The sequence below is a fragment of the Marivirga atlantica genome (assembly GCF_016734805.1).
Classification (GTDB): domain Bacteria; phylum Bacteroidota; class Bacteroidia; order Cytophagales; family Cyclobacteriaceae; genus Marivirga; species Marivirga atlantica.
Genome location: NZ_JAERQG010000001.1, coordinates 770023 through 793895, shown reverse-complemented (window position 1 = coordinate 793895; position 23873 = coordinate 770023). Strand labels below are relative to the sequence as shown.

23 protein-coding genes are annotated in these 23873 nt (G+C 36.5%); 9 read left to right on the top strand and 14 right to left on the bottom strand.

Annotation, left to right across the window (positions count from 1 at the left end; all coding sequences use genetic code 11):
- Window positions 1–9 precede the first annotated feature (9 nt).
- From JKP34_RS03550 to JKP34_RS03525, 6 genes are all read left to right on the top strand, one after another.
- Entirely contained in the window at window positions 10–699 is a 690-nt protein-coding gene (locus JKP34_RS03550; protein ID WP_201917778.1) for a porin family protein, read from the top strand.
- 6 nt (window positions 700–705) lie between these two features.
- Window positions 706–1863, top strand: a complete 1158-nt coding sequence (locus JKP34_RS03545) for a M23 family metallopeptidase (RefSeq protein WP_201917776.1) — start codon at window positions 706–708, stop codon at window positions 1861–1863.
- Window positions 1864–1886: 23 nt separating this feature from the next.
- Window positions 1887–3218, top strand: coding sequence for a DNA recombination protein RmuC (gene rmuC / locus JKP34_RS03540; RefSeq protein ID WP_236664878.1), 1332 nt, complete (start codon window positions 1887–1889; stop codon window positions 3216–3218).
- Between the two features lie 27 nt (window positions 3219–3245).
- Complete coding sequence (locus JKP34_RS03535; protein WP_201917774.1) at window positions 3246–4019, top strand: hypothetical protein; 774 nt, start codon at window positions 3246–3248, stop codon at window positions 4017–4019.
- A 25-nt stretch (window positions 4020–4044) separates the two neighbouring features.
- The gene (locus JKP34_RS03530) at window positions 4045–4782 is read left to right on the top strand and encodes a hypothetical protein (protein WP_201917772.1); all 738 of its coding nucleotides are present in this window, start codon (window positions 4045–4047) and stop codon (window positions 4780–4782) included.
- 75 nt (window positions 4783–4857) lie between these two features.
- Window positions 4858–5322, top strand: coding sequence for a CBS domain-containing protein (locus JKP34_RS03525; RefSeq protein ID WP_201917770.1), 465 nt, complete (start codon window positions 4858–4860; stop codon window positions 5320–5322).
- 80 nt (window positions 5323–5402) lie between these two features.
- Here JKP34_RS03525 and atpG read toward each other — a convergent pair whose 3' ends face one another.
- The 10 genes from atpG to JKP34_RS03475 all read right to left on the bottom strand — a co-directional run bounded on the left by atpG (window position 5403) and on the right by JKP34_RS03475 (window position 12453).
- A complete protein-coding gene (atpG, locus tag JKP34_RS03520; protein ID WP_201917768.1) occupies window positions 5403–6284 on the bottom strand; it encodes an ATP synthase F1 subunit gamma in 882 nt (293 codons plus the stop codon).
- Between the two features lie 90 nt (window positions 6285–6374).
- Window positions 6375–7949: a F0F1 ATP synthase subunit alpha gene (atpA, locus tag JKP34_RS03515; RefSeq protein ID WP_201917765.1), complete on the bottom strand. Its 1575-nt coding sequence runs from the start codon at window positions 7947–7949 to the stop codon at window positions 6375–6377.
- Between the two features lie 27 nt (window positions 7950–7976).
- Entirely contained in the window at window positions 7977–8534 is a 558-nt protein-coding gene (gene atpH / locus JKP34_RS03510) for an ATP synthase F1 subunit delta (protein WP_201917763.1), read from the bottom strand.
- A gap of 8 nt (window positions 8535–8542) precedes the next feature.
- Window positions 8543–9043, bottom strand: coding sequence for a F0F1 ATP synthase subunit B (atpF, locus tag JKP34_RS03505; RefSeq protein ID WP_201917761.1), 501 nt, complete (start codon window positions 9041–9043; stop codon window positions 8543–8545).
- An 87-nt stretch (window positions 9044–9130) separates the two neighbouring features.
- Window positions 9131–9319 (bottom strand): ATP synthase F0 subunit C, encoded by a 189-nt coding sequence (atpE, locus tag JKP34_RS03500; RefSeq protein ID WP_201917759.1) that lies wholly within the window; start codon window positions 9317–9319, stop codon window positions 9131–9133.
- Window positions 9320–9356: 37 nt separating this feature from the next.
- Window positions 9357–10439: a F0F1 ATP synthase subunit A gene (gene atpB, locus JKP34_RS03495; protein WP_201917757.1), complete on the bottom strand. Its 1083-nt coding sequence runs from the start codon at window positions 10437–10439 to the stop codon at window positions 9357–9359.
- Between the two features lie 111 nt (window positions 10440–10550).
- Window positions 10551–10931, bottom strand: coding sequence for a DUF6168 family protein (locus JKP34_RS03490; RefSeq protein WP_236664877.1), 381 nt, complete (start codon window positions 10929–10931; stop codon window positions 10551–10553).
- Window positions 10924–11166 carry an AtpZ/AtpI family protein gene (locus JKP34_RS18420; protein ID WP_201917755.1) on the bottom strand — a complete coding sequence of 81 codons (243 nt, stop codon included), beginning with the start codon at window positions 11164–11166 and terminating at the stop codon, window positions 10924–10926. Before JKP34_RS18420 ends, JKP34_RS03490 begins: the two co-directional genes overlap by 8 nt.
- Window positions 11123–11563: a bactofilin family protein gene (locus tag JKP34_RS03480; RefSeq protein WP_201917753.1), complete on the bottom strand. Its 441-nt coding sequence runs from the start codon at window positions 11561–11563 to the stop codon at window positions 11123–11125. The genes JKP34_RS18420 and JKP34_RS03480 overlap by 44 nt, the downstream gene beginning before the upstream one ends.
- 14 nt (window positions 11564–11577) lie before the next feature.
- The gene (locus tag JKP34_RS03475) at window positions 11578–12453 is read right to left on the bottom strand and encodes a M23 family metallopeptidase (protein ID WP_201917751.1); all 876 of its coding nucleotides are present in this window, start codon (window positions 12451–12453) and stop codon (window positions 11578–11580) included.
- 92 nt (window positions 12454–12545) lie between these two features.
- On the opposite strand from JKP34_RS03475, the gene porW reads away from it, so the two are divergent.
- From porW to uvrC, 3 genes are read left to right on the top strand one after another with little or no spacing between them, the layout of a single operon-like run.
- The gene (porW, locus tag JKP34_RS18330) at window positions 12546–15152 is read left to right on the top strand and encodes a type IX secretion system periplasmic lipoprotein PorW/SprE (RefSeq protein WP_201917749.1); all 2607 of its coding nucleotides are present in this window, start codon (window positions 12546–12548) and stop codon (window positions 15150–15152) included.
- Window positions 15149–17443, top strand: coding sequence for a penicillin-binding protein 1A (locus JKP34_RS03465; protein WP_201917747.1), 2295 nt, complete (start codon window positions 15149–15151; stop codon window positions 17441–17443). The genes porW and JKP34_RS03465 overlap by 4 nt, the downstream gene beginning before the upstream one ends.
- Window positions 17444–17459: 16 nt before the next feature.
- The gene (gene uvrC, locus JKP34_RS03460; RefSeq protein ID WP_201917745.1) at window positions 17460–19268 is read left to right on the top strand and encodes an excinuclease ABC subunit UvrC; all 1809 of its coding nucleotides are present in this window, start codon (window positions 17460–17462) and stop codon (window positions 19266–19268) included.
- A gap of 38 nt (window positions 19269–19306) precedes the next feature.
- On the opposite strand, the gene porN is transcribed toward uvrC, so the two are convergent.
- The 4 genes from porN to porK are packed head-to-tail and all read right to left on the bottom strand — an operon-like array spanning window position 19307 to window position 23770.
- Entirely contained in the window at window positions 19307–20224 is a 918-nt protein-coding gene (gene porN, locus JKP34_RS03455) for a type IX secretion system ring subunit PorN/GldN (protein ID WP_201917742.1), read from the bottom strand.
- Between the two features lie 19 nt (window positions 20225–20243).
- Window positions 20244–21827: a type IX secretion system motor protein PorM/GldM gene (porM, locus tag JKP34_RS03450; protein WP_201917740.1), complete on the bottom strand. Its 1584-nt coding sequence runs from the start codon at window positions 21825–21827 to the stop codon at window positions 20244–20246.
- Between the two features lie 33 nt (window positions 21828–21860).
- Complete coding sequence (gene porL, locus JKP34_RS03445; protein ID WP_201917738.1) at window positions 21861–22676, bottom strand: type IX secretion system motor protein PorL/GldL; 816 nt, start codon at window positions 22674–22676, stop codon at window positions 21861–21863.
- A 59-nt stretch (window positions 22677–22735) separates the two neighbouring features.
- A complete protein-coding gene (gene porK / locus JKP34_RS03440; protein WP_201917735.1) occupies window positions 22736–23770 on the bottom strand; it encodes a T9SS ring complex lipoprotein PorK/GldK in 1035 nt (344 codons plus the stop codon).
- Window positions 23771–23873 lie beyond the last annotated feature (103 nt).

Here is a 23873-nt window from a genome sequence, read left to right as displayed (position 1 = left end):
AATTTAAGTATGAAGTCGATCCGTACTTTATACATCTTTCTCTTCTTAACATTTTCTAGCGGCTCAATGTATGCGCAAGAGCATTTCATTGGAGTTAAAGGTGGTGTGAGTATCCCATTTGTTGATTTCAATGATTTTGCGTTAGAAACCAACTATAGCCAGTATATTTTTGCAGCGCCCTATGCTGCAATAAGTTATAGACATATGAGCACTCCTAAAATTGGGGTTCAGTTTGACTTGGCTTATGCCCAGAAAGGTTGGGGACAAAACCTTATCGTTGAGCAGCAGGTTGCCAATACCATCAAAAATACTATTGATTATATAGAGCTGCCTGTTTATTTACATTGGGCAATTCTCGGAGATCGAAAATTTAATATCGGTATTAATGGAGGCGTTTATGCAGCTTATGCTATATCGGCATCAAGACAAATAGTGAACCTCACTGCTTTAGAACAATCAGTTGCTGAATACAACATTGAAACGGATAATAGAACAGACTTTGGATTAATGCTCGGTATAAATGTTTCTTACGATTTCAGTTTCGGTGAAATCCAATTAGAAGGTTCTTATAAACCAGGATTCGCTAATATTTTGCCGGTAAGTCACATTAAAAAAGAAAATCCTATTGTTTCATCAAACCAATCTCCAACCTTTACGATTAACTACTTAATCCCTTTAAGTAAGTTTAAAAAAGAATAGTAAGCCATGATACAAGCCACAGTAAAACAACTAACACTTATAGTTCTTTTAATGTGGTTACCTTATTCAGGTGTATTTGCCCAGAAAGAAAAGATTAATGTCTTCTATGAAAAGCAAGGAGATGATTGGGTGTTTTACGCAAGCAATCCGACTGTAGTACCATACTACCTCAAATTTCAATTCAGCGAACTTACCAATCTTGAGCCTAATTTTAAGCTAGATACCTACACACCTGCTATTTACCCGATGGCGAAAAAACAAAGGATACTGACACTAAGCCCTCAAGAAAAAGATAAAAGCCGGAATTTCAACTTCAACTATGTATACACCATAGGAGAACCCGAGAAAAAACCTGACTATGAATATGCTTATCTTCTGCCCTATAAACATGGAAAAAGGGTAAGAATAGCTCAGGGTAACAATGGATCGGGCACACATTTCGGAGTGAACGCTATAGATTTTAATCTACAAATTGGAGACACAGTTTATGCAAGCCGAGACGGTCTAGTTTATGAGGTAAAAGAAGATTCTAACAAAGGCGGCAATAATTTAAGCTTCGAAAAATATGGAAACTACATCAATGTATATCACGAAGATGGCACGATCGCTAAATATGTTCATCTAAAAAAAGATGGTTCTTGGGTAGATGTTGGTGATCAAATAAAAGCTGGTCAAGCTATTGGTTTTAGCGGTAACACAGGCTACAGCTCCGGACCTCATCTCCATTTTATGGTAGTTCATAATGAGGATTTCAAATCAAAAACCTTAGCGGTTCAATTTCTGAATTATAAGTCTGAGTCTTTTATTCCTCAGGAAGGTAAAAGCTATTATGCATATCATCCTGGTAAAGGTTCATTCGAAGTAAAAGATGATCAAACTTTTAATGAGCAAAAATTTGAAGATAATATCGAGGCCTCAAAGCTCAATAATGATATTGAAATAGTAGCTGAAGAATATGGCGACTACACCTTGCTTTATGTGAATAACGGATTTAATAGAGCCATTAATGGCACACTTAAAATTAAGCTGAGCAATATGGAATCAACCAAAGCCATACCCTTCTCATTTGAGGCGCAGTCAAAAAGTAAACAGTACCTACTAGCCATAAAGCCTAAAGACCCAACCCAAAAATATAGTTACGATTTGTCAGCTGAGTTCCGTTAATTTGTAGCTATAAAATAAAGTTTATGATGGATATAGTTTGGCTTCTCCTAGGTCTCTTATTGGGTGGTATTATCGCTTATTTCTTCTTAAAATCTAAACTGAGTAATAATGACGCTCTTAAACAGCTTGAAGAAGAAAAGAATAACTTGCAAACATCACATCGCATAGCCGAGAGTGAGAAAACTAGACTTACAGAAGAGCTGAGCAGCACCAAGAAAGATTTGTCAAATGAGCGAGAGAGCAATGTTCAACTAAACCGTCAACTTTCAGGGCTGGAAAGAGACTATAAAAACCTACAGGAAAAACTCAATGAGCAGAAAGCTGAGCTCACTGAAATTCAGACTCAGTTTAAGAATGAGTTTAAGAATTTAGCCCAAGAGATATTTGAGGAGAAAAGCAAGAAATTCACTGATCAGAATAAGTCGAACCTCGGAGAATTGCTTAATCCGTTAAAGGAGAAAATTGAGAAATTTGAGGAACGTGCAGAAAAGAGCAGCAAAGAGAATTTACAGTGGAATAGTGCACTAAAAGAGCAGATCAACTCATTAAAAGAGTTAAATATGCAAATTACAAAAGAAGCCGAAAGTTTAACCAAAGCCCTTAAGGGGGACTCGAAAACTCAGGGTAACTGGGGTGAAATGCAACTCGAAGCGATTCTTGAGAAAGTAGGTTTGCAAAAAGGGATTCATTATGAAAAAGAGAAAAACTTTAAAAATGAAGAAGGAGCCAATCAGCGACTAGATTACATCATCAGAATGCCAGATGACAAATTCTTGGTGCTCGATTCTAAAGTTTCATTAACAGCCTACAGTAATTACTTTGATGCAGAAGATGAAGCTGAAAAAGCCAAATATCTTAAAAGCCACATTGAAAGTATCAACAACCACATCAAAATATTAGGTGAAAAGAATTACCAGAGTCTTTATGAAATTCAGCAGCCTGACTATGTAATGATGTTTGTTGCAAACGAACCTGCCCTTACTATGGCTTTAAAAGAGGACCACTCATTGTATGAAAAAGCATTGGATAAAAACATAGTACTCGTATCTACCACTACTTTGATGGCTACCTTAAGAACCATCTCCTACATTTGGAAGCAAGATCTACAAAATAAAAATGCCATTGACATTGCCACCCAGGCCGGGCAGTTATACGATAAATTTGTCGGCTTTACTGAAGACCTAATGAAAGTAGGTAATAATTTAAAAACTACTCAGAATAGCTTTAGCGATGCAATGAAGAAGCTTTATGATGGCAGAGGTAATTTGGTGAGAAGAACAGAAATCCTTAAAGAGCTTGGTGCAAAAGCGACTAAAACCCTGGATAAAAGATTAATTGATAAAGCCACAGAATAGCCATTAAAAAAGTACGTTAAAAAGCTGGTGAAAAAGATACTTCTCATTTCAGCTTTTTTAACAATACCATGCTTCTCGCTACTTGCTCAAGAGGCGCTTAAAGGTTTTATTCTTAGTAAAACAGATAGCACTGGAGTGGAAGGCTCACATGTGTATAATCTTAGCAATAAGGAAATAGCTATTAGCAATGCTGATGGAAGTTTTAAGCTTGAAGCCAGTATCTCAGACACACTGTTCATTTCCAACGTTAATTTTGATAACAGAACTTTCATTATAAAGAACTTAGCACCAACCATTATTTATCTTGAACCTTCTAATATCCATTTAGACGAAGTCGTTGTCAACAGCCTTCCGAAAACAGCATCAGATTTTAGAAAAAAAGTAATCGGTATGGGACATCAGGAAAATGAAGACTTCCTCCCTTTCGCCATGCAGCCTGCTAAACCTAAAGCTAAGATTCCACCTTTGTATCAGGAAATGAAAATTGTAGGTCTTGGCTTTAATAAAAATTATGCGCCTATGATTGCAATCCCAATAGACTGGTTTGCTCAGAAACTGAATAAAAAATATCAAAGTGAGATGAAGTATTATAAGTTAAAGGCCGAAAAAGAAGATCACATTGCTGCAGATAAAAAGTTTAATAGGAGTATAGTTAAAGAGCTTACAGGATTGGAAGGCGAGAAACTCACTCGATTTATAGAGTTCCTTGATATGGATTCAGGCTATGTAAAAAGAACATCAGCCTACGAAATCGCGGTATACATTAAAGAACAATTTGAAACCTACACAGATAAAAAATAGGCTGCTAATGACTCAAAAATCTTGTTTGATAATAATACTCATATTTCTAGCTAAACAAACGGTAGCTCAATCAATCTTTGAAGGTCGTGTTTTAAGTCTGGAAGATACTTCTTCAATAGAGGGGACTCATATTTATAACTTGAGTAATGAGCAAATGGCCATTTCATTATCAGACGGAAGCTTTACAATTCAAGCTGAGGTATCGGACACGCTTTACTTTTCCAACATCAATTTTGATAACAGACAGTTTATCATTAAGAACCTGGCTTATTCTACTATTTACTTAACACCTTCTAATATTCAGCTAGAGGAAGTGGTGGTTAATAACCTACCCGAAACTGCCGCAGACTTCAGAAAGAAACTGATAGGGATGGAGCATCAGGAAACTAATGATTTTGTGCCTTACGGAATGAAAGCAGGCAAGCCAAGAGGTAAAGTTCCTGCTATGTATAATCTTGAAAAAAGTAAAAGTCTTGGTTCAGCCATATTTCATCCACTAAGATCAGCTGTTAGAGCCGTTAACAAGGAGTATAAGAATAAAGCTAAATATTATAGCCTTAAAGCTGGAAAGCAGGATAAAATTAGTGCTGATAAGAAATTCAACCGTGAATTAGTAAAAGAACTGACTAGTCTTGAAGCTGAAGAGTTAACAGATTTTATTAAATACCTCGATATAGACCCGGGCTTTGTAGAAAAAGCTAGCTCCTATGAAATAGCAGTCTATGTAAAAGAGCAGTATCAATTATATGTAGAAGAGAAATAGCTGATAACCAACAGCTTGCTCTTTTAACTGATCCATTTTTTTTGTATCTTAAGAAACACCTTAAACTACAAAGCCATGGTTAAAAGTTATCAAGGAGCTTTCACAATGAAATCTAAGGCTCCGCAAGAACAACAAGCAGTAACAGTAGCAGATTATATGGCTACTAAGTTGATTACCTTCTCTCCTCATCAAACCATGCAGGAAGCAATGGAAACCTTGCTAAAGCATAAAATTTCTGGTGCCCCAGTCGTTGATGAAGATGGTAGTTTAATAGGGGTGGTTTCTGAGGGTGACTGTCTGAAAGAAATTGTACGAGGTAAATATAACAATACACCAAGCTTGCCTGCTTTGGTAAGTGACTACATGGCCACAGAAGTTATTTCTATAACGCCCGACAAGAACATTTTTGAAGCCGCTAATACTTTTTTAAGACTAAGGTTTAGAAGATTCCCGGTTATTGAAAATGGTAAACTGGTTGGCCAGATTAGTCAGCGAGATATTATGAGAGCTGTGAGTAAAATGAAAGAAACTTCGTGGTAAAATTACTTTACGGATTTCTTAAAAATAGAAAAGGCTTTGAGATTACTCAAAGCCTTTTCACTTACAATATTATCAATTCCTTAATCAGCCGCAAGTGCTTCAGCACCAGCTGTGATTTCTAAAATTTCAGTAGTAATTGCTGCCTGACGTGTTCTGTTATAAGTTAATCTCAATTCCTTGAGTAACTCACCAGCGTTATCAGTTGCTTTATCCATTGCCGTCATTCTAGCACCGTGTTCGGAAGCATTTGAATCAAGTAATGCTTTAAACAATTGGGTTTTTAATGAAGTAGGAATTAAAGTCTCTTCTATATAAGCTTGAGATGGCTCAAAGATGTAATCATTACCAAGAGCTACATCAGTTTCTTGTTCTGTACGCTCTATTGGTAAAAACTGCTCATTTCTTATTTCCTGAGTAGCTGCATTTTTGAACTCATTATAAATGATCTCTACCTTGTCATATTTCTCATTCACAAAATCCTTCATGATAGATTCTGCAGCATCACTAACTGTATCGAAACTTAAAGGATTAAACAGATCAACAAACTCAGTAGTATAGCTATATTTTTTTCTCTTCAGATAATCAATCGCCTTCTTTCCGATAGGGAGAAAATGAACATTACCAGTTTCATGAAGAGACTTATATTCGTTGTCAACTAATGATTGTGTCTTTCTGTAAACAGTAGAGTTAAAAGCACCGCATAGTCCTTTATCAGAAGTTACCATTACCAGTAAAACATTTTTTATTGGTCTTTCAGCAGCAAACGGATTGTTCATTTCCCCTTCACCATTACTCACATTCTGTAAAATCAATGACAGCTTTTGTGAGTAAGGACGCATCATAGTAATTCTATCCTGCGCTCTTTTCAACTTTGCTGCAGCCACCATTTTCATGGCTTTAGTGATTTGTTGTGTTGAAACAACTGAACTTATCCTGTTTTTTACCTCTTTTAAATTTGCCATACAGCTTAAAAGTAATAAGATGCCATTTTAATGGCTTATATGATATTTAAAAAGAAGTGGTAATTAAAGCTTACCACTTCCTGAATATATTTAGTATTTAGAAGCTAAATCTTTAGCAACTTTCTCAACATTCGCGATTAAATCATCACTGAATTTACCTGCTTTGAAAGCGTCAAGTGTGTCCTGTGCCTGAGCTGACATCATAGTTGAAAATTCAGCCTCAAACTCTTTCACTTTATTAACAGGTACGTTATCAATAAAACCTTTAGTAGAAGCAATGATAATAGCCACTTGTTGCTCAACTGCAACTGGTGAGTACTGCGCTTGCTTTAATATTTCTTGGTTTCTTCTACCACGCTCAATTACTTTTTTTGTAGCAGGATCTAAATCAGAACCAAACTTAGCAAATGCTTCGAGTTCACGGAACTGTGCCTGATCTAGCTTAAGCGTACCAGATACTTTCTTCATCGGTTTAATCTGAGCATTACCACCCACACGAGATACTGAGATACCTACGTTAATGGCCGGACGAATACCAGCATTAAATAAGTTTGTTTCAAGGAAAATCTGACCATCAGTAATAGAAATTACGTTGGTTGGGATATAGGCAGAAACGTCACCCGCTTGTGTTTCAATAATCGGTAAAGCCGTTAAAGAACCCCCACCTTTCACTTTATCCTTTAAAGATTCAGGTAGATCATTCATATTCTTAGCAATACTATCATCACTAATTACCTTAGCAGCTCTCTCTAGTAAGCGAGAGTGTAAGTAGAATACATCACCAGGATATGCTTCACGACCCGGAGGTCTTCTTAATAATAATGAAACCTCACGGTATGCTACAGCTTGTTTAGACAAATCATCATAAACTACCAAGCCCGGACGACCAGTATCTCTGAAATACTCACCAATAGCAGCACCAGCGAAAGGAGCATAGAACTGTAATGGAGCAGGATCAGCAGCAGATGCCGATACAATAGTTGTATAAGCCATTGCGCCAGCCTTTTCAAGCTCGGCAACAATTTGTGCTACTGTTGAAGCTTTCTGACCGATTGCTACATATATACAAAATACAGGTTCACCTGCTTCGTAGAATTCTTTCTGATTAATAATGGTATCAATGGCCACAGCAGTTTTACCTGTCTGACGGTCACCAATAATCAACTCACGCTGACCTCTACCTACAGGGATCATTGCATCAATTGATTTGATACCAGTTTGCATAGGCTCACTAACAGGCTCTCTGAAAATTACACCTGGTGCCTTACGCTCTAATGGCATGTCATAAGTTTCACCTTCTAATGGTCCTTTACCATCGATAGGCTGTCCAAGTGTATTAACCACTCTACCAACTATGCCTTCACCAACCTTAATAGAACCAATTTTACCAGTTCTTTTTACGCTGTCACCTTCTTTAATACCTTTAGAATTACCTAAAAGTACAGCACCAACGTTGTCTTCTTCAAGGTTAAGCACTAGTGCCTGTAGGCCATTTTCAAATTCTAGAAGCTCTCCTGATTGAGCTTGTGTTAAGCCGTAAATACGAGCTACACCATCACCCACCTGGAGTACGGTGCCTACTTCTTCTAGTTCAGCTTCAGATTTAAAGTTCGAAAGCTGTTCTCTCAATATTGCTGAAACCTCATCTGGTCTAACCTCTGCCATTATTGTTTTATTATAGGTTAATTAATATTATATCTGTTTTACGTATTGATTCTTAGTCAAATCTCTTTTAAGTGCATTAAGCTTGCTGCTAACTGAAGCATCAATCTGCTTGTCACCAACTTTAATAATAATGCCACCAATTATTGACTCATCAACTGTTTCCACTAAGTCTACTTTCTTACCTGAAATGCTGTTTACAACTTTTGAAACTTCACTTCTAAGATCATCAGTCAACTCAATTGTGGTTGTTACATCAGCACGAACCACATTATTATGTGCATTGTACTGAGCTATAAACTCTCTACCTATTTCAGGTAAATATGATTCTCTGTCTTTTCTAAGAACAATATCCAAAAACTTCTCAGTAAGCTCCTGTACTTTACCTGAGAAAATCTCCTTCATCACTTTTCCTTTAGTACTATTCGGAACAATAGGGTTTTTGAGCAAAAGCACAAAATCATTGTTTTGCAGACAAACCTTATTGAATAATACCATGTCATCCTTTACAGACTCCAGAATATCCTTTTCAAGGGATAAGTCTAAAAGCGACTTTGCATATCTGGTAGCTATTCTTTGTACTGACATAAATCAGATTAATTGAGTTTAATATCTTTTACGAAAGTAGAAACTAAGTCTTTAGAAGCCTTATCATCAGAAAGATTCTTTCTAATAACCTTCTCAGCAATCTCTAAAGAAAGTTCAGCAACTTTAGTAGTAACTTCAGCCAATGCAGCATTCTTCTCAACATCAATTGCTTTCTTAGCATCACTAATGATTTTCTCAGCCTGCTTAGAAGCATCAGTTTTTGCCTCTTCTTTTATTCTATTAGCAATTGCAGTAGCCTCTTTTAACAACTGCTCTCTTTCCATTCTTGCCTCTTGAAGAAGTTTTTGGTTATCAGCTTGAAGCCTGGCCATTTCTTCCTTAGCATTTTCAGCGGCTTCTAAAGCATCCTTTATACTACCTTCTCTTGCCTTTAGGGCTCCCATTATTGGTTTCCAGGCTACTTTAGAAAGTAAGAAGATTAAAACAATAAGGATGAAGGTTTGCATTGCAAACAAACCAGGCGAAAAGTCATTAATTAATTGTTCCATCGTATATAAATAAGGTGTATTTTGTCTAATTTAAAAAACACATCTTGCAGCCTATCGCTACAAGATATGTCTTTCGGTTTTACATTATTATTTACCTAAGATTAAAGCACCGAATGCTAAACCTTCTAATAATGCTCCAATAATAATCATGGCTGTTTGAATTTTACCAGCTGCATCCGGCTGACGAGCGATACCTTCCATCGCTTTGCTACCGATTTGACCTAGTCCAATTCCACCACCGATTACGATTAAACCTGCTCCGATTAAATTGTACATGTGAATTGATTTATATTAAATTAAACAAAAATTCTCTTTAGTGATCATGTTCTTCAGTCGCCATTCCAATGAAAAGCGCTGATAACATAGTAAATATATAAGCCTGCAAAAAGGCTACTAGTAATTCTATTATAGTAATAAAGAATGCCAAAGCAAAAGCCATACTGCTCGAACCAATAGCTCCAAACTGTGACTTCATGGTTACCATTAAGGCAATTAAGCTCATTACTACAAAGTGTCCTGCCGTCATGTTAGCAAAAAGACGCAACATCAAAGCAAATGGCTTTGTGAACATTCCTAAAATTTCAATTGGCATTAAAACAATCTTCATTAGAACTGGGACACCTGGCATCCAAAATATATGCTTCCAATATTCTTTATTACCGCTAAACTGAACGATTATAAAAGTAAATATAGCCAAGCAAGCTGTTATGGCAATATTACCAGTTACGTTGAACCCTAGAGGAGTTAACCCTAAGAGGTTCAAAATCCAGATATAGAAAAATACTGTTAACAGATACGGCATGTATTTTTCATATTTACCTGCACCTATATTAGGTCTGGCAATTTCATCTCTCACATAAATTACTAAAGGCTCTAGTACTCTACCAATACCTTTTGGAAGAGCGCTTGATTTATAATTTTTTGCTAATGAACCAAAACCTAAAAGCAATAGCAAACCAGCTAATAGCATACCCACCACACCTTTAGTAATTGAAATATCCAAAGGTTTTGCATTTGTAGGGTGGTTATGATCATCTAATGTGATCTCTCCTTCAGAGTTGGTTTCATAAACCTTTCCGTGATAAAGTTTGTAATATTTTCCTTTTGACTCAGCCACTGTTTCACCATGATGAAATTTAGAAGCCATAAAGAAGTGAAGTCCTTCGTCTATTAGGATTACAGGTAATGGGAAGCCGATATGATGGCCTGTTTTACCATTAGTCCATAAAGTGAAGTAATGTGAATCTTGCAAGTGATGGCGAATGTAATCGTTTATTTCATCGGGAGTATCCACCTGGCCCGCTGCCTCTTCAGATGAACCACTTAATGCGAATGCACTGCTGGTAGTAAGCAGTAAAATAAAAATTAAGAAAATTCCGGTAGTCCTATTTAACATTACCTATTTTTTACAAAGACCTAACAAATTTGGGTGCAAAGGTAATCAATTATCGTTAAGAAACACTTCTTCATAATCGTTTTTTTACACCCAAAAAGAAGTCTATATTTTTTATGCTTTATTCATTAATCTGCCGCAATATACTGCTTCAATTACAAGAAATACCATCATAGGAACAACGATTGAAAGTCGTTCACTCATAGGGAATTCTCCTTCGGTTAACAAAACCTCTTTAAAAATAAGGGTAAACAAACCGATTTTAATAAAGATTGAAGCTAAATAGGCATAACCAACTTGTGAGGGTAGCTTAACACTTAGAAATTCAGCGCTGGCGCATATCATTATACAAGCTGCAGCATTGAAATAATAAATCCCACTTAAGGTAAAACTTATCGACTCGTCAAAAGAAGTCAATAAAAAAGAATGCCCCAGGTATAGCAATACTGAAAGTACTACTACCGCCAGGGCAAAGCTCAATAATCTTTTAGTCATTATTTTTTTCTCCTGAAATTACTTGCCTGATAACCATGAAGGTCGATAGGAAAACAGCAACAAGTGTACATATTTTAGCATATAAATCGGATCCAGGATTATAAGTGTTATCTAAATATTCACCAAGAAGGTGCCCCAGGTAGATAACCACCACCATTTGTATTGCCAGACCTGAATATTTTATATAATTATTATACTGGCTTGGCTTCTTTGAGTTTTGAGGTTGCTTGTCCATTAGATGCCTCTTCTCCTATTTTTATGCTTTTAGTAGCTACGCCCATTTTACATGCCCCATTAAAAGTAGCGCCTGATTCAACAATTAATTTATTGGTAATTATATCTCCATGTAAAACAGCAGATGGTTTTAAAACCAACAATTCAGTTATTTCTACTACACCTTTTACTTCTCCTTCAATCTCTGCATTCTGTGCTAAAACATTACCATCTATATGAGAAGTTGCACCAAGCACTAGTTTCGACTTAGTTTTGATATTACCTATTACTTTTCCATCAATTCTAATATTACCGAAAGTTTCTAAATCACCATTAATTACAGTGCCTTTACCTACAGTATTGCTAGAACTAGTTACATCCTGCGCCATCTGATTTTTTTCTTGCTTATTATTAAACATTATTATTAAAATTTTTAAAAAGTAATAAACTCTTCTGGATCTACCGGATTACCGTTATACCAAAGCTCTAAATGTACATGAGGCCCTGTTGTTAACTCTCCCGTATTACCAATGATAGATATTACTTCCCCTGCATTCACAAAATTACCAACTTTTTTCAATAAAGCAGAATTATGCCTTACTACCGAGATCAAATTAGCCCTATGTTGTATGGCTATAACATAACCACCTTCTTGGGTCCATGATGACAATATAACGGTTCCATCAGCAATTGATTTCACAGGTTCGTTATTTTTTGCTACAATATCAACACCATAGTGATCTATTGAAAGATCATAAGGAGAGCTCACTATTCCTTGAATGGGTGGGAAAAAGAAAATATCCTTTAATTCTTCGGTATAGCTATTTCTACTGTAAGAAGTCAAAGTGGCTTCCATGTCTTCAAACTCATCACGAATAATTGAATCTCCTTTACCTATTTCTGAAGGATTCATATCCCGATTAAGATCTTGTGTACTCAAATTATTTGGTTGTTTGTATACAGAACCTTCAGGCACCTCTCCTCTTAAAATATTTTGAAAATTATTGATGAATTGATCTTGATTTTCGAGCTTCGCCTTGAGTGAATCAAGTTCTAATGTCATAGTCAACAACTTTCTATTATATTCCATGGTGGTATGTCGCGGATCAAACCATTGAGAAAGGGCTGTTTGCGCCAAATAGAGCGCACCAATAAATATTAAAACGAAGGTTAACAAACTTATAACTATTACCTTTGCATAGGTGAAGTTAAAGGAAGATACCTCCGCCAGGTTTTCTTCATTTCTTACCACCATCTGATAGCGGGTGGTAAGCCAGTTAGACATTGTTTTTCTAATGCGTAAGGCCATTATTCATTGATTTGATCACAAAAGTACATATTATACGCAAGTCTTAATAGTAATCTTATATGAATCGACTAATTTAGACGTTTGTAAACATTGTGAATACATTTAGATACTTAAAATACACGCTTTTATTGCTGCCACTTTTGGCACTACTTCATGGTTGTTCTCCTGAAAGCTCAGGCTTAGTAGGTCATGCCTACCATAATATAACTGCTAAATACAATGCCTATTTTATTGCCCGAGAAAAACTAGACGAAGTTCTATTAAGATTAGAAGAGGCACACGAGCATAATTTTAATAAAACCTTGCTCGTACTTTCACCCATTGATACCAATATTGTAATGTCTGATTCAGCTATCCTGGCTGATGTAATAAAGAAAGCTTCAATTGCCATACAAAGGCATAAAGTAAGTAAGTGGGTTGATGACAGTTATATTCTGGTTGGAAAAACCCGTATGCTCAATAGAGAGTATGAGGAGTCGATTGAAACTTACAAATATGTGAACGTAAATAGTGATGATAAACAAACACGGTACAAAGCACTCATCAACTTAATCAGAACCTTTGTTGAATATAATGAATATAATAATGCGCAAGCAGTAATTGACTTTCTGCTAAGAAAGAAGCTTAATAAAGAAAATAAAATCGATTTCTACATACAGGCAGCAAATTTTGCGCAAGTTACTGGAGACCCCAATAACCTGATTAAATATCTAACTTTAGCTACTGAAATAATGCCCAATGGTGATAACAAGGCCAGGATGCATTATATTCTCGGTCAGCTATTCCAGAAAGCAGGACTTGACGCTCTCGCCTATGAAAATTATGAATTCACAATTGACAATAACCCACCTTATGAATTCTTTTTCCATGCTCGACTGAACATGGCACAAGTTACAGAGCTGTCAGAAGGAGCGGATGTTAAAAAAATCCGGAAGTATTTCGAACAACTTTTAAAGGATGGAAAGAACGTAGAGTTTAAAGACAAAATTTACTACGAAATGGCTGAATTTGAGTTGAAGCAAAACAACCTTAGTAAAGCCATTAATTACTACAAATCAAGCGTTAGAGAAAGCGTAAATAATCAACGCCAGAAGTCTTTTGCCTATCACAAGTTAGGCATTGTCTATTTTGAAGATCTTAAAAAATACACCTTAGCAAAAGCCTACTATGATAGCGCGGCTCAAACCATGCCGAAAGATGAAGAAATTTATGACAAGGTATACAACAGGCAACAGGTTTTAGCAGACTTTGTAAAGCAGATTAACACTATAGAAACTAACGATAGTCTCATCACACTGGCAAAAATGGATACTTCCGCACTTAATCAGATGTTTGAAAAATTAAGGGACGAGAGAATAGCAGCTGAAGAGGAAGAAGCCAAAAGAAAAAGAAAAGAAGCAAGAAATCAAGGAGAGGGAAGTCAGTTTAACGGCTTTTCGGGGGAAAACACTTTTACACAAAACTCAAACAGTAGCGGGAAATTTTATTTCTATGATGCCTCTACGGTAGCAACAGGCAGTGCTCAATTTAAAAGAGTTTGGGGCGATAGATCTTTGCAAGACAACTGGCGTTATGAATCTGGTCGGATTACTCAGACAGATGCAGAAAAACTTCCTCCTGATGATGTAACAGCGGTCAACAATGCTACCGAAGACACCAATAATTCTGAATTAAGTGCTTATGAGCAGGATAAGCAGGCTTTCTACGCCAGTATTCCTTTTAAAGAAAGTAAACAGCAAGCATTATTAGTTGAAGTAGAGAAAGCATTGTATACACTAGGTAACATCTATAACTTTGATTTAAAGGAAAAAACAGATGCTATTGAAACTTACAAAACACTTTTAGAAAGGTTCCCTCAAACAGAGTATAAGCCCGAAATGCTTTATCTTTTATACGTTTATTATAAGGGTAAAGAAGCTGATAAATCAGAGCAGTATGCCAATGAGCTAACATCAAAATATCCTGAGACCATTTTTGCCAAACTGGTAATTAATCCAAATTATCAGGAAGAAAGTAATGCAGCTAGTGCCAAAGTAAAAATATTGTACGAAAAAGCTTACTCAGCCTATGACACACTTAACTTTGATTCTGCCTCATTTTATGTACAAAAAGGTTTAGAAAATTATCCTGAGAATGACTATGAGGATAATATGAAATTGTTAGAGGCCCTCATTGTCGGCAAAACTGAAGACAAAAATAACTATCTGTTCAAACTTCAGGAGTTTGTAAAAGAATACCCTAACAGTGAACTCGTTGACTTTGCCAAAAGGTTAATGACCGCTATTGAAGATTATAAGAAGAAGATACAGGCATTAGGTGAAATTAAATATATCCCCTACTTTGATCAGGCACATTACTTTGTAGTTCTGTATGAAAACAACAAGGCCCTTTCCGGTTTATTGCCAGAAGCGATTGAAAGTTTTGCCGAAAAATTCTATCCTGATGAGAACTTAAATGCAGGTAATTTGGTATTCAATAATGAATACTCCATGATACTTTTAAGTGAGTTCAAAGATAAAAAAACGGCTGAATCATTCTATTTGAAATTTAACAGTGACTTATCACCATTGAAGAACTTCAGCAGTTTATCATTCGATTCATTCATTATCTCAAAAGATAACTTCCAAATATTTTATCAGGCAAAAGTACCTGACAGTTACGACCAATTTTTTAAAGATAATTATAAGCTTGCACCATGACTGAGAATAATACCAGCAGCTCCAAAATAAAAAAGGTGATCATAGCACTATGGGCACTTTTTATCTCCGGCCTGTTAATTTTCATGATATTCATCTACAGCATAAGTATTAATTTAAACGGCTGGTATGGTGAACTTCCAAGCCTAAAATCCTTGGAGAATCCTGAAAGTGACCTCTCCTCAGTTTTATACTTTGCCGACAATAAGGAGATGGGTAAGTATTACAGATATAATAGAAGCCAGATTAATTTTGATCAGCTCTCTCCTAATATTGTTAATGCACTTATAGCAACAGAAGATATTCGCTTTACCGAACATTCAGGAATTGATCTATGGGGCTTAGGCCGAGTTTTCTTTAAATCAATATTGATGTTTGATAAGAGTTCTGGAGGTGGTAGTACTATCTCTCAGCAATTGGCTAAAATACTTTTTAGAACACGAAGCGACTTATCTAATGGTAAATTAAACGATGTCCCTGTTTTAGGGCTGGTAATAGCTAAAATGAAAGAATGGATTGTGGCTGTTAAACTTGAGCAGTCTTACACCAAAAAAGAAATTATTGCCATGTACTTGAACACTTTTGAGTTTGGTAGTAATGCCTTTGGCGTTAAAACAGCATCAAAGACCTTCTTTAATACCACACCTGATCAACTGACCGTGCAGCAGGCTGCAGTTTTAGTCGGACTGTGCAAAAATCCAAACCTATATAGTCCTGTGTATAAGCCTAAGAATGCTTTCCATAGAAAAAATACTGTTCTAGGTCAGATGCATAAATATGGTTATCTGTCAGATACAGCTTATGATACACTTAAAACTAAACCTATAGAATTAGATTATGATGTTGAAAACCAAAATGATGGTTTAGCCACCTACTTTAGAGGGCAAGTACTATGGGATCTGTTGGCTTGGTGTAAAGAAAACGGCTACGACCTATATGAAGATGGTTTAAAGATTTATACTACCATCGATAGCAGGATGCAAAAATATGCTGAAGAGGCTGTGAAAGAACATATGAAATTCCAACAGGAATTATTTCTTGAGCATTGGGATGGTAAAAATCCATGGAGAGATGAAAGCGGTCGGGAAATTGAGGGTTTTGTTGAACGAATTGCCAGACGAACAGACATCTACAAGCAGCTTGAAAAAGAATATGGTGATGATGAAGAGAAGATTTTTAAAGAGCTTGAGAAGCCAAAGGAAATGACCATTTTTAGTTGGGATGGCGAAGTTGACACCGTCATGAGTACCATAGACTCAATTAAATATTACAAAAAGTTTCTTCATGCGGGTTTTATGGCCATGAATCCACACAACGGACATATTAAAGCGTGGGTTGGAGGAATCAATTATAAATATTTTAAATACGATCATGTACAGCAAGGTAAACGTCAGCCAGGCTCTACCTTTAAGCCAATTGTTTATGCCGCAGCAATTGACAATGGCTATTCACCATGCTATCAAATACAAGATGTTCCTGTAACATTTGAAGTAGTTGGTGATCCTCCTACTTGGACACCTTCTAACGCAAGCGGAAAATATACTGGAGAGACATGGACGCTGCGTGAAGCAATGGCACAATCACTAAACTCTGGTACCGCTTATGTAATGAAGAAAGTAGGGCCTCAAACCGTAGTAGATTATGCAAAAAGATTAGGCATAGAAAGTCCTTTACAAGCTGTGCCATCTCTATGTTTGGGTACATCTGATGTATCTATTTATGAACTGATTGGTGCCTATAGTACTTTCGTGAATGAAGGCTTCTACACAAAGCCATTTTATATAGAAAGAATAGAAGATAAAAATGGTAAAGTGTTAAAACAGTTTGTTCCTAAAACAGGAGAAGCTTTAAGCGCTGAAACAGCCTATGTAATGCTTCATATGTTGAAGGGTACAACTGAACTACCTGTAGGAACCGCTATCGGGTTAGATAGGGACTTAAGGATCGACAATGAAATAGGAGCCAAGACAGGTACAACTCAGAACTATTCTGATGGATGGTTTGTAGGCATAACAAATGACTTGGCAGCTGGCGCCTGGGTAGGTGGTGATGAAAGAAGTATTCATTATAAAAACATAGCTTTAGGACAAGGGGCAAGAATGGCAATGCCAATTTGGGAGATATTTATGCGTAAAGTATATGCTGATGAAGAATTAGGCATTTCGAAAGGCCCTTTTAAAAAACCTGCAAACTTATCTATACAAATTGATTGCGATAAATATAATATGCAACAAAACAATGTTGTGGATTCTGTAGAACAAGTAAATCAATTTGATGTTGACGATATACAATAATTCCCTTTTTTGAGTAATGTATGACGCTCCCTTTTATCAAACTGATGAATTAAGCAAACTTCCGAAAGAACCTGGAGTTTACAAATTCCATAATAGTAACGATGACATTATTTATGTTGGGAAAGCCAAGAATCTAAGAAATCGTGTTTCGAGCTATTTCAACAACTCGCGTCAGCATAATAGAAAGACCCTTAAATTAGTTAAGGAAATTAAGCAAATTGAAGTTTCTATAGTTAATACAGAGTTTGATGCCTTATTGCTTGAAAATTCCTTAATAAAAGAGCTTCAACCCAAATACAACATCCTTTTAAAGGATGACAAAAGCTTCCCTTATCTATGTATTACAAATGAGCCATTTCCCCGGATAATATCCACAAGAAAAAAGATCAGAAATAGAGGTACGTACTATGGACCGTACGCTAGTGTTAGGGCTATGAACAATGTGCTGGATCTAATTCGTAAACTCTATACACTACGAACCTGTAAACTAAATCTATCAGATCACAATATTAAATCAGGAAAATTCAAGGTATGTCTTGAGTACCATATTGGTAATTGTAAAGGACCATGTGAAGGTTATCAAAGTGCATCAGACTACCAAAAAGATATCGAACAAGCCCAGGAGATACTAAAAGGTAACCTGAACATTCCTAAAACTTATTTTAAACAACAGATGAATGAGGCTGCATCAAATTTATCATTTGAATCAGCTCAAAAATACAAAGACAAACTAGAGCTACTTGAGCGCTTTCAGTCAAAATCGCTTGTTGTAAATCCGCGCCTAACCGATATAGATGTTTGTACAATAATATCAGAAGATAATTATGCCTTTATCAACTATTTCATCATCAAGAATGGCAGTATAACCGTCACTAAAACAATAGAAATAAAAAAGAAACTAGAGGAGTCCGATCAGGAGATTCTATTACACGCTCTTATAGATATGCGTAAGCTATATGAAAGTAATTCAAAAGAGGTGTTAACTAACATTGAACTACAAAATGTTTCGGAGTACTTCCACTTTATCCTACCTCAAATAGGTGATAAGAAAAAATTGGTAGATCTCAGTTTAAAGAATGGGCTCTACTTTAAAAAGGAGAAGCTAAATCAAAACGAAACGAGTAAAATTAAAGAGTTAAGAGTAGTGAAACAGCTCCAGGCTGATTTGCAGCTTAAGGACGTTCCACTTAGAATAGAATGTTTTGATAACAGTAATTTCCAAGGAACTAACCCTGTAGCTTCCATGGTCCATTTTCGAAATGGAAGACCTAAAAAAAGTGAATATAGACATTATCATGTGAAAACTGTGGTGGGTCCTGATGACTTTGCCTCTATGACCGAAATCGTGGGCAGAAGATACTCAAGGCTACTAAAAGAAAATCTTACATTACCAGATTTAATTGTAATCGATGGTGGCAAAGGTCAATTGAATGCCGCTGTTCAAGCACTTAAGTCATTGGACCTATATAGTAAAATACCTATCATAGGTATTGCAAAGCGATTAGAAGAAATATATTTCCCTGGTGATCAATACCCAATACATATAAGCAAAAAGAGCGAATCACTAAAATTATTACAAAGACTTAGAGACGAGGCACATAGGTTTGCCATAACCTTTCATAGAAATGTTAGAAGTAAGCAAACTTTTACGAGTGAATTAGAAGACATTAAAGGAATTGGAGAAAAAACTGTTAATGAGCTTTTGGCTTACTTTAAATCAGTGAAAAAAATCAAAGAAGCCTCTTATGAAGAGTTGAGCAAAGTAGTTGGCTCAAAAAAAGCGGAACTGTTAATTAAAGCACAAACAACAAAAAAGGCGAATTAATCAATTCGCCTTTTCAAATTATATGTTTCTTTATAGAATTAGTACGACCAAAGTTCGTGTTCCTTTTCCATCAACTTATATTCCATCCATTTAGAGGCTAAGACACCTTGACGTGGAGTTTCATTGTAAATATCAATGATGGCGTTATCATCAGGGTTAGCAACTTTGGTAATTCTTGCATCAAACAACCTTAATGCGAAAGCATCAGCCAAATTTTTGTGTGCCGCACTATTCTGAGGATTAAACCAAATAGCTTCTTCAGGCATGCTTTGCCACAACTTCACTAAGTCTTTATACTTAAAAACACCCACTTCTCTGAATATACCTGCAGTAAACTTCTCAGCAGGGATTACTAGTTTAATAGCCTGAATATCCCAAACCAACACTGATCGCTTCTTGTCGAAAATCATATCCTCAACAATTTCTAAAACTGATACATCCCTAGGAGCAAATTTAGTATCAATCGGTCCCATGTCTGAAGCAGCATCATCCGATCCTGAATCATCAGAACCTGAGTCTCCCCATCCATCGTCAGAACCCCAATCATCTCCGCCTCCGGAATCTCCACCACTGTCACCCCAGCTATCTCCACCAGAACCCCAGTCATCTCCACCGCCAGCATTTAAATCTTTAAGAGCAGGGTTTTCAAGGTTCTCTAAAAATTCTTCTTTTGTATATCTAGCAGTACAAGAGTCATTTTTATAAATAGGTAAGATACCAGCTTTAGCAGCATCTATGATAATCTTTGAGATTTCATTACCCATCGCGAAGAAAGGTTTATTCTGCTTCTCACGAAGGTCCATTCTACGCCACACACGCTTTTTAAACATGATGTCGTCATCATATATTCGATAGACCGAATTCGGGTTAAAACCTTCGTTAATGGTCTCCTGTGCAAAGCTAGACGAGGATAAGAATCCTACGGCTACAGAAAATAAAAACACAAACTTTTTCATAACACAAATTTATTCTTACTTAATTTAGAGGAACAACAACAATTTCTTCTCCCAAGTTTACCTCCTCGGTATTTCCTCTAAAATTTCTTCTTAATACTTGATCTATTTCAACTATAAGTCTATCACCAGCTCTGGCACTACTCATAATTTGAGATAGATTAACTGTTTCGCTCGTAGCTCTCAAAGGCTGACCAATTGGTCTTGGCCCTCTAGCCAACCTGATTGTCCATCTTGTTACTCTATATTGAGCATCATCCGGCAATTGTCTCTTGAAGTTGTCTTCGGCAATCGCTTGTGCTCTCAAAACTCTTAATGAACTGATTGACTCACCCTGCTTCTGATTAACAGGTTTTGAACCAGCATAAACCTGAATATCCGGCTTAGGAATTCTTTGAACATCAAATTCTACGTCACCAATTTTGTTACCATTAGACGAAACACCAAGAGTAACTTTTGGTGCATTTGGAACGATAGTTACCAAACCTATTTCCTTACCTTCAATAGAAGTACCACCTCTCACAGAGAAACTAGGATTATAAGATGTGCCTAAAGCTGGTACTCCTACATTTAACTTGTTTCCACAGTTTAAGTATAAAGTACTTAAAGCAGCTGATTGTACCTGAATTACAGGTTTCGCCACAAAATACTCGATTTCATCTCGATATACAGAATCTTTCAATTTTGCACTAGCCTTGAATGTCTTTCTTACTGTTCCATCAGGACCGTAAGCACCAGGTGTTGCGGTAAACTCAATTTTACCAGATCCACCTTCAACCGGAATACTTTTTCCATCAACAGCCATTTCAGGATCTTCTGCAGATGAAGAAGCCGCTACAATTAAGTCAGCAACATATTTAGCACCTGCGGCTACAACTTTTGATTCAGGTAAAGCAACAAGATTGATATTATCAAATTTTAAATCGGCTGCACCAACTCTTCTGGCCAATACGTCTAAGGCCAAAGCTTCATAAGCCATCACTTTATTCTGATAATCACTAATAGTGGCCAAACCAGCTGGTGTAGGCGTTCCCATAAATTCAAGTGTTGCCCAATCCTTACCTTTTTGATTTGGATCGTCTGAATAACGCGGATTGTTGTCAGCATCTAAAGCCAAAGGTTCGAAGCTTACAGCAGAATCCGCAACTGTCTGATTTAAATATTGAGCATACTCATTTAAATCTTTTTTCAACGGCTCGCCATTATTCTTATTCTCTGGCATCATGTAATCACCAACCAAATCGTAATTGGTTTTACCAACTAAATCACCATTCTCATCTCTACCACCAGTAATCTCTATAAACTGTTCCTTATAACCAGACAGAACTTCAATCATTTCTCTGGTTCTTTTTCTGATTTGCTCAGCTTTTGTTAAGATAGCTACATCGGCAGGTCTGTTTCCAGATTCCTCCACCGCGTTTTCTATTCTTTTTAGCGTATTTGAGTTTTGTTCTTTTGCAGCGTCAACCGACACTTCCAATGACTCATTAATATCGATGAATTTGTCTAGTACCGTAACACTAACGTTCAATGCTAACAATGCTGTTAACACCAGGTACATCATACCAATCATCTTCTGTCTTGGGGTTTCCTTTCCTCCAGCCATAGATTATTTTTTAAAGTTGTACAACACGTTAGATTAGCCTTTCATAGCTGAAAGCATATTACCATATACTTTATTCAACTGCGAAAGATTAGTTGTTAGGTTTTTAACTTCAGATTTAAACTGTTCTGCATCTTTACTTGCTTCAGTCATGTTTTCCATAGCTGCAGAAAGGTTAGAGTAGAACTTATTCATAGCCTTCACATGATTCTGAGAATCTTGAAGCTCCATTTCGTATACCTGATTCAATGCTGACAAATTCTTAGTTACAGCCTGAACCTGTGAATGATACTGTTTGGCATCAACTGACGCATTAGACATATCAGACATTGCCTTTACAGTACTATCATAAGACTTATTCATTTCTAATAATGATTTAGAAGCTTGCTTCACATTATTAGCGTAGTCATTAGTAGCTACTGCTGCACTACTTAGGTTGGACATTTGCTTGGCAGACTCAGCCATGCTTTTCATTCCGTCACCTAAACTTTTTACCAAGTCCGGACCAATTTTGCCTTCTTCTAAAACTTTGTCAAGTTGTTGAGCTGTAGAGCTTCCACTTCCTGACTTAGCTGCAATCTGCTTTTTCTTTGGACCATCTCCATCAAAATCTTCCGCTAGTTCCGGATAAACTTTACTCCAATCAATTTCCTCATGAGCTGGTTCAAAGGCACTTAACAAGAAAATAATAGCCTCAGTTGTTAAACCGACACCAAGCATAAACGCTGCACCTGGAAGGTGAAGAATTTTAAACATCGCACCAACAATTACGATTGCCGCACCAATACCGTATACTTTAGGCATGATGGTTTTAAAGAGTAGTTCCTGAAATCCGCCTTTTTTATTGCTCATGTTTGTAGTTTTTAATGGTTAATGTCCTTAAATATTGTTCAATTTTTTATAAATGTCAATTAAAATTCTGTTCCTGCTGATCTACCTAAATAAGTCATGGCACATCTGAAGCCAATAAAGGCTCTTGAAGAATCCTTATGCTCAAAAGCTCTTGTACCTGTCTCAAGATAGTAAGCAATATCTTTCCATGAACCACCTCTAATAATTTTTCTTGGTTCATTCTCATCGTAAAACGTTGGATTTAAATCCCATACCAATGGTACTGATGCAGGATTATATGCATCTTCACACCATTCAGCCACATTACCCGACATATCATATAATCCCCAGTCATTAGGGAAATACTCAGCAACCTGAGCCGTGTAAGCATATCCATCATCGAAGTAGTTACCCCTTCCAGGCTTAAAGTTAGCCAACATACAGCCTTTGGCATTTCTTATATATGGATTACCCCATGGATATTTAGCCATGTCTCTTCCACCTCTAGCGGCATATTCCCATTCAGCTTCAGATGGTAATCTAAATGCAGGCATAGGAAACTCCCCTAAAGACTCACGATAAGCGTTTAGATAGTCAGTTCTCCATTTAGCGAAGAAATTAGCTGCTTCCCAGTCTACACCAACAACAGGAAAATCATCAAATGCAGGGTGCATATAATAATATTCCATCATTGGATCACCCATGTGATTAACAAAATCTTTAACCCATACTGTAGTATCAGGATAAAGTTCTTGCATAATATAGTCCCTACCTAAGGAAGAAGAATCCTCCAACATACGTGTAACGAATTGTCTGTATTCGTTATTAGTAATTTCGGTATCATCCATGTAGAAACCACCAATAGTTACTTGTCTGTTGAAGTTGATCTGACTTGAGGCTACATCTTCATCTGCCTGCCCCATGTGAAAGGTACCTGCCGGAACTGAGATCATACCATAAGGTACTGACATGTACCAGCCTTCTCGACCTGCTACTCCTACTAGTTCACCACCGTCTCCAGCTGATCCTCCAAACAAACCACACCCTTGAAGAAAAGCAGAAGCGATAAGCACTAGTGAAAGGCCTAAATTTCTTAAAACACTTTTATTATTCATAACACCTAATTGTTTCAAACTAAACGCTAATATATTGCTATTATTTATTTAACGCTTACACACCTATTAATAAAAACCCTACACTGTAAGGTTTTATTGTATA

Bases quoted from the DNA above. Each gene is read 5' to 3' on its own strand.
- JKP34_RS03550 (WP_201917778.1), top strand. From the start codon at position 10: ATGAAGTCGATCCGTACTTTATACATCTTTCTCTTCTTAACATTTTCT.
- JKP34_RS03545 (WP_201917776.1), top strand. From the start codon at position 706: ATGATACAAGCCACAGTAAAACAACTAACACTTATAGTTCTTTTAATG.
- rmuC (WP_236664878.1), top strand. From the start codon at position 1,887: ATGATGGATATAGTTTGGCTTCTCCTAGGTCTCTTATTGGGTGGTATT.
- JKP34_RS03525 (WP_201917770.1), top strand. From the start codon at position 4,858: ATGGTTAAAAGTTATCAAGGAGCTTTCACAATGAAATCTAAGGCTCCG.
- atpG (WP_201917768.1), bottom strand. From the start codon at position 6,284: ATGGCAAATTTAAAAGAGGTAAAAAACAGGATAAGTTCAGTTGTTTCA.
- atpA (WP_201917765.1), bottom strand. From the start codon at position 7,949: ATGGCAGAGGTTAGACCAGATGAGGTTTCAGCAATATTGAGAGAACAG.
- atpH (WP_201917763.1), bottom strand. From the start codon at position 8,534: ATGTCAGTACAAAGAATAGCTACCAGATATGCAAAGTCGCTTTTAGAC.
- atpF (WP_201917761.1), bottom strand. From the start codon at position 9,043: ATGGAACAATTAATTAATGACTTTTCGCCTGGTTTGTTTGCAATGCAA.
- atpE (WP_201917759.1), bottom strand. From the start codon at position 9,319: ATGTACAATTTAATCGGAGCAGGTTTAATCGTAATCGGTGGTGGAATT.
- atpB (WP_201917757.1), bottom strand. From the start codon at position 10,439: ATGTTAAATAGGACTACCGGAATTTTCTTAATTTTTATTTTACTGCTT.
- JKP34_RS03490 (WP_236664877.1), bottom strand. From the start codon at position 10,931: ATGACTAAAAGATTATTGAGCTTTGCCCTGGCGGTAGTAGTACTTTCA.
- JKP34_RS18420 (WP_201917755.1), bottom strand. From the start codon at position 11,166: ATGGACAAGCAACCTCAAAACTCAAAGAAGCCAAGCCAGTATAATAAT.
- JKP34_RS03480 (WP_201917753.1), bottom strand. From the start codon at position 11,563: ATGTTTAATAATAAGCAAGAAAAAAATCAGATGGCGCAGGATGTAACT.
- JKP34_RS03475 (WP_201917751.1), bottom strand. From the start codon at position 12,453: ATGGCCTTACGCATTAGAAAAACAATGTCTAACTGGCTTACCACCCGC.
- JKP34_RS03465 (WP_201917747.1), top strand. From the start codon at position 15,149: ATGACTGAGAATAATACCAGCAGCTCCAAAATAAAAAAGGTGATCATA.
- uvrC (WP_201917745.1), top strand. From the start codon at position 17,460: ATGTATGACGCTCCCTTTTATCAAACTGATGAATTAAGCAAACTTCCG.
- porN (WP_201917742.1), bottom strand. From the start codon at position 20,224: ATGAAAAAGTTTGTGTTTTTATTTTCTGTAGCCGTAGGATTCTTATCC.
- porM (WP_201917740.1), bottom strand. From the start codon at position 21,827: ATGGCTGGAGGAAAGGAAACCCCAAGACAGAAGATGATTGGTATGATG.
- porL (WP_201917738.1), bottom strand. From the start codon at position 22,676: ATGAGCAATAAAAAAGGCGGATTTCAGGAACTACTCTTTAAAACCATC.
- porK (WP_201917735.1), bottom strand. From the start codon at position 23,770: ATGAATAATAAAAGTGTTTTAAGAAATTTAGGCCTTTCACTAGTGCTT.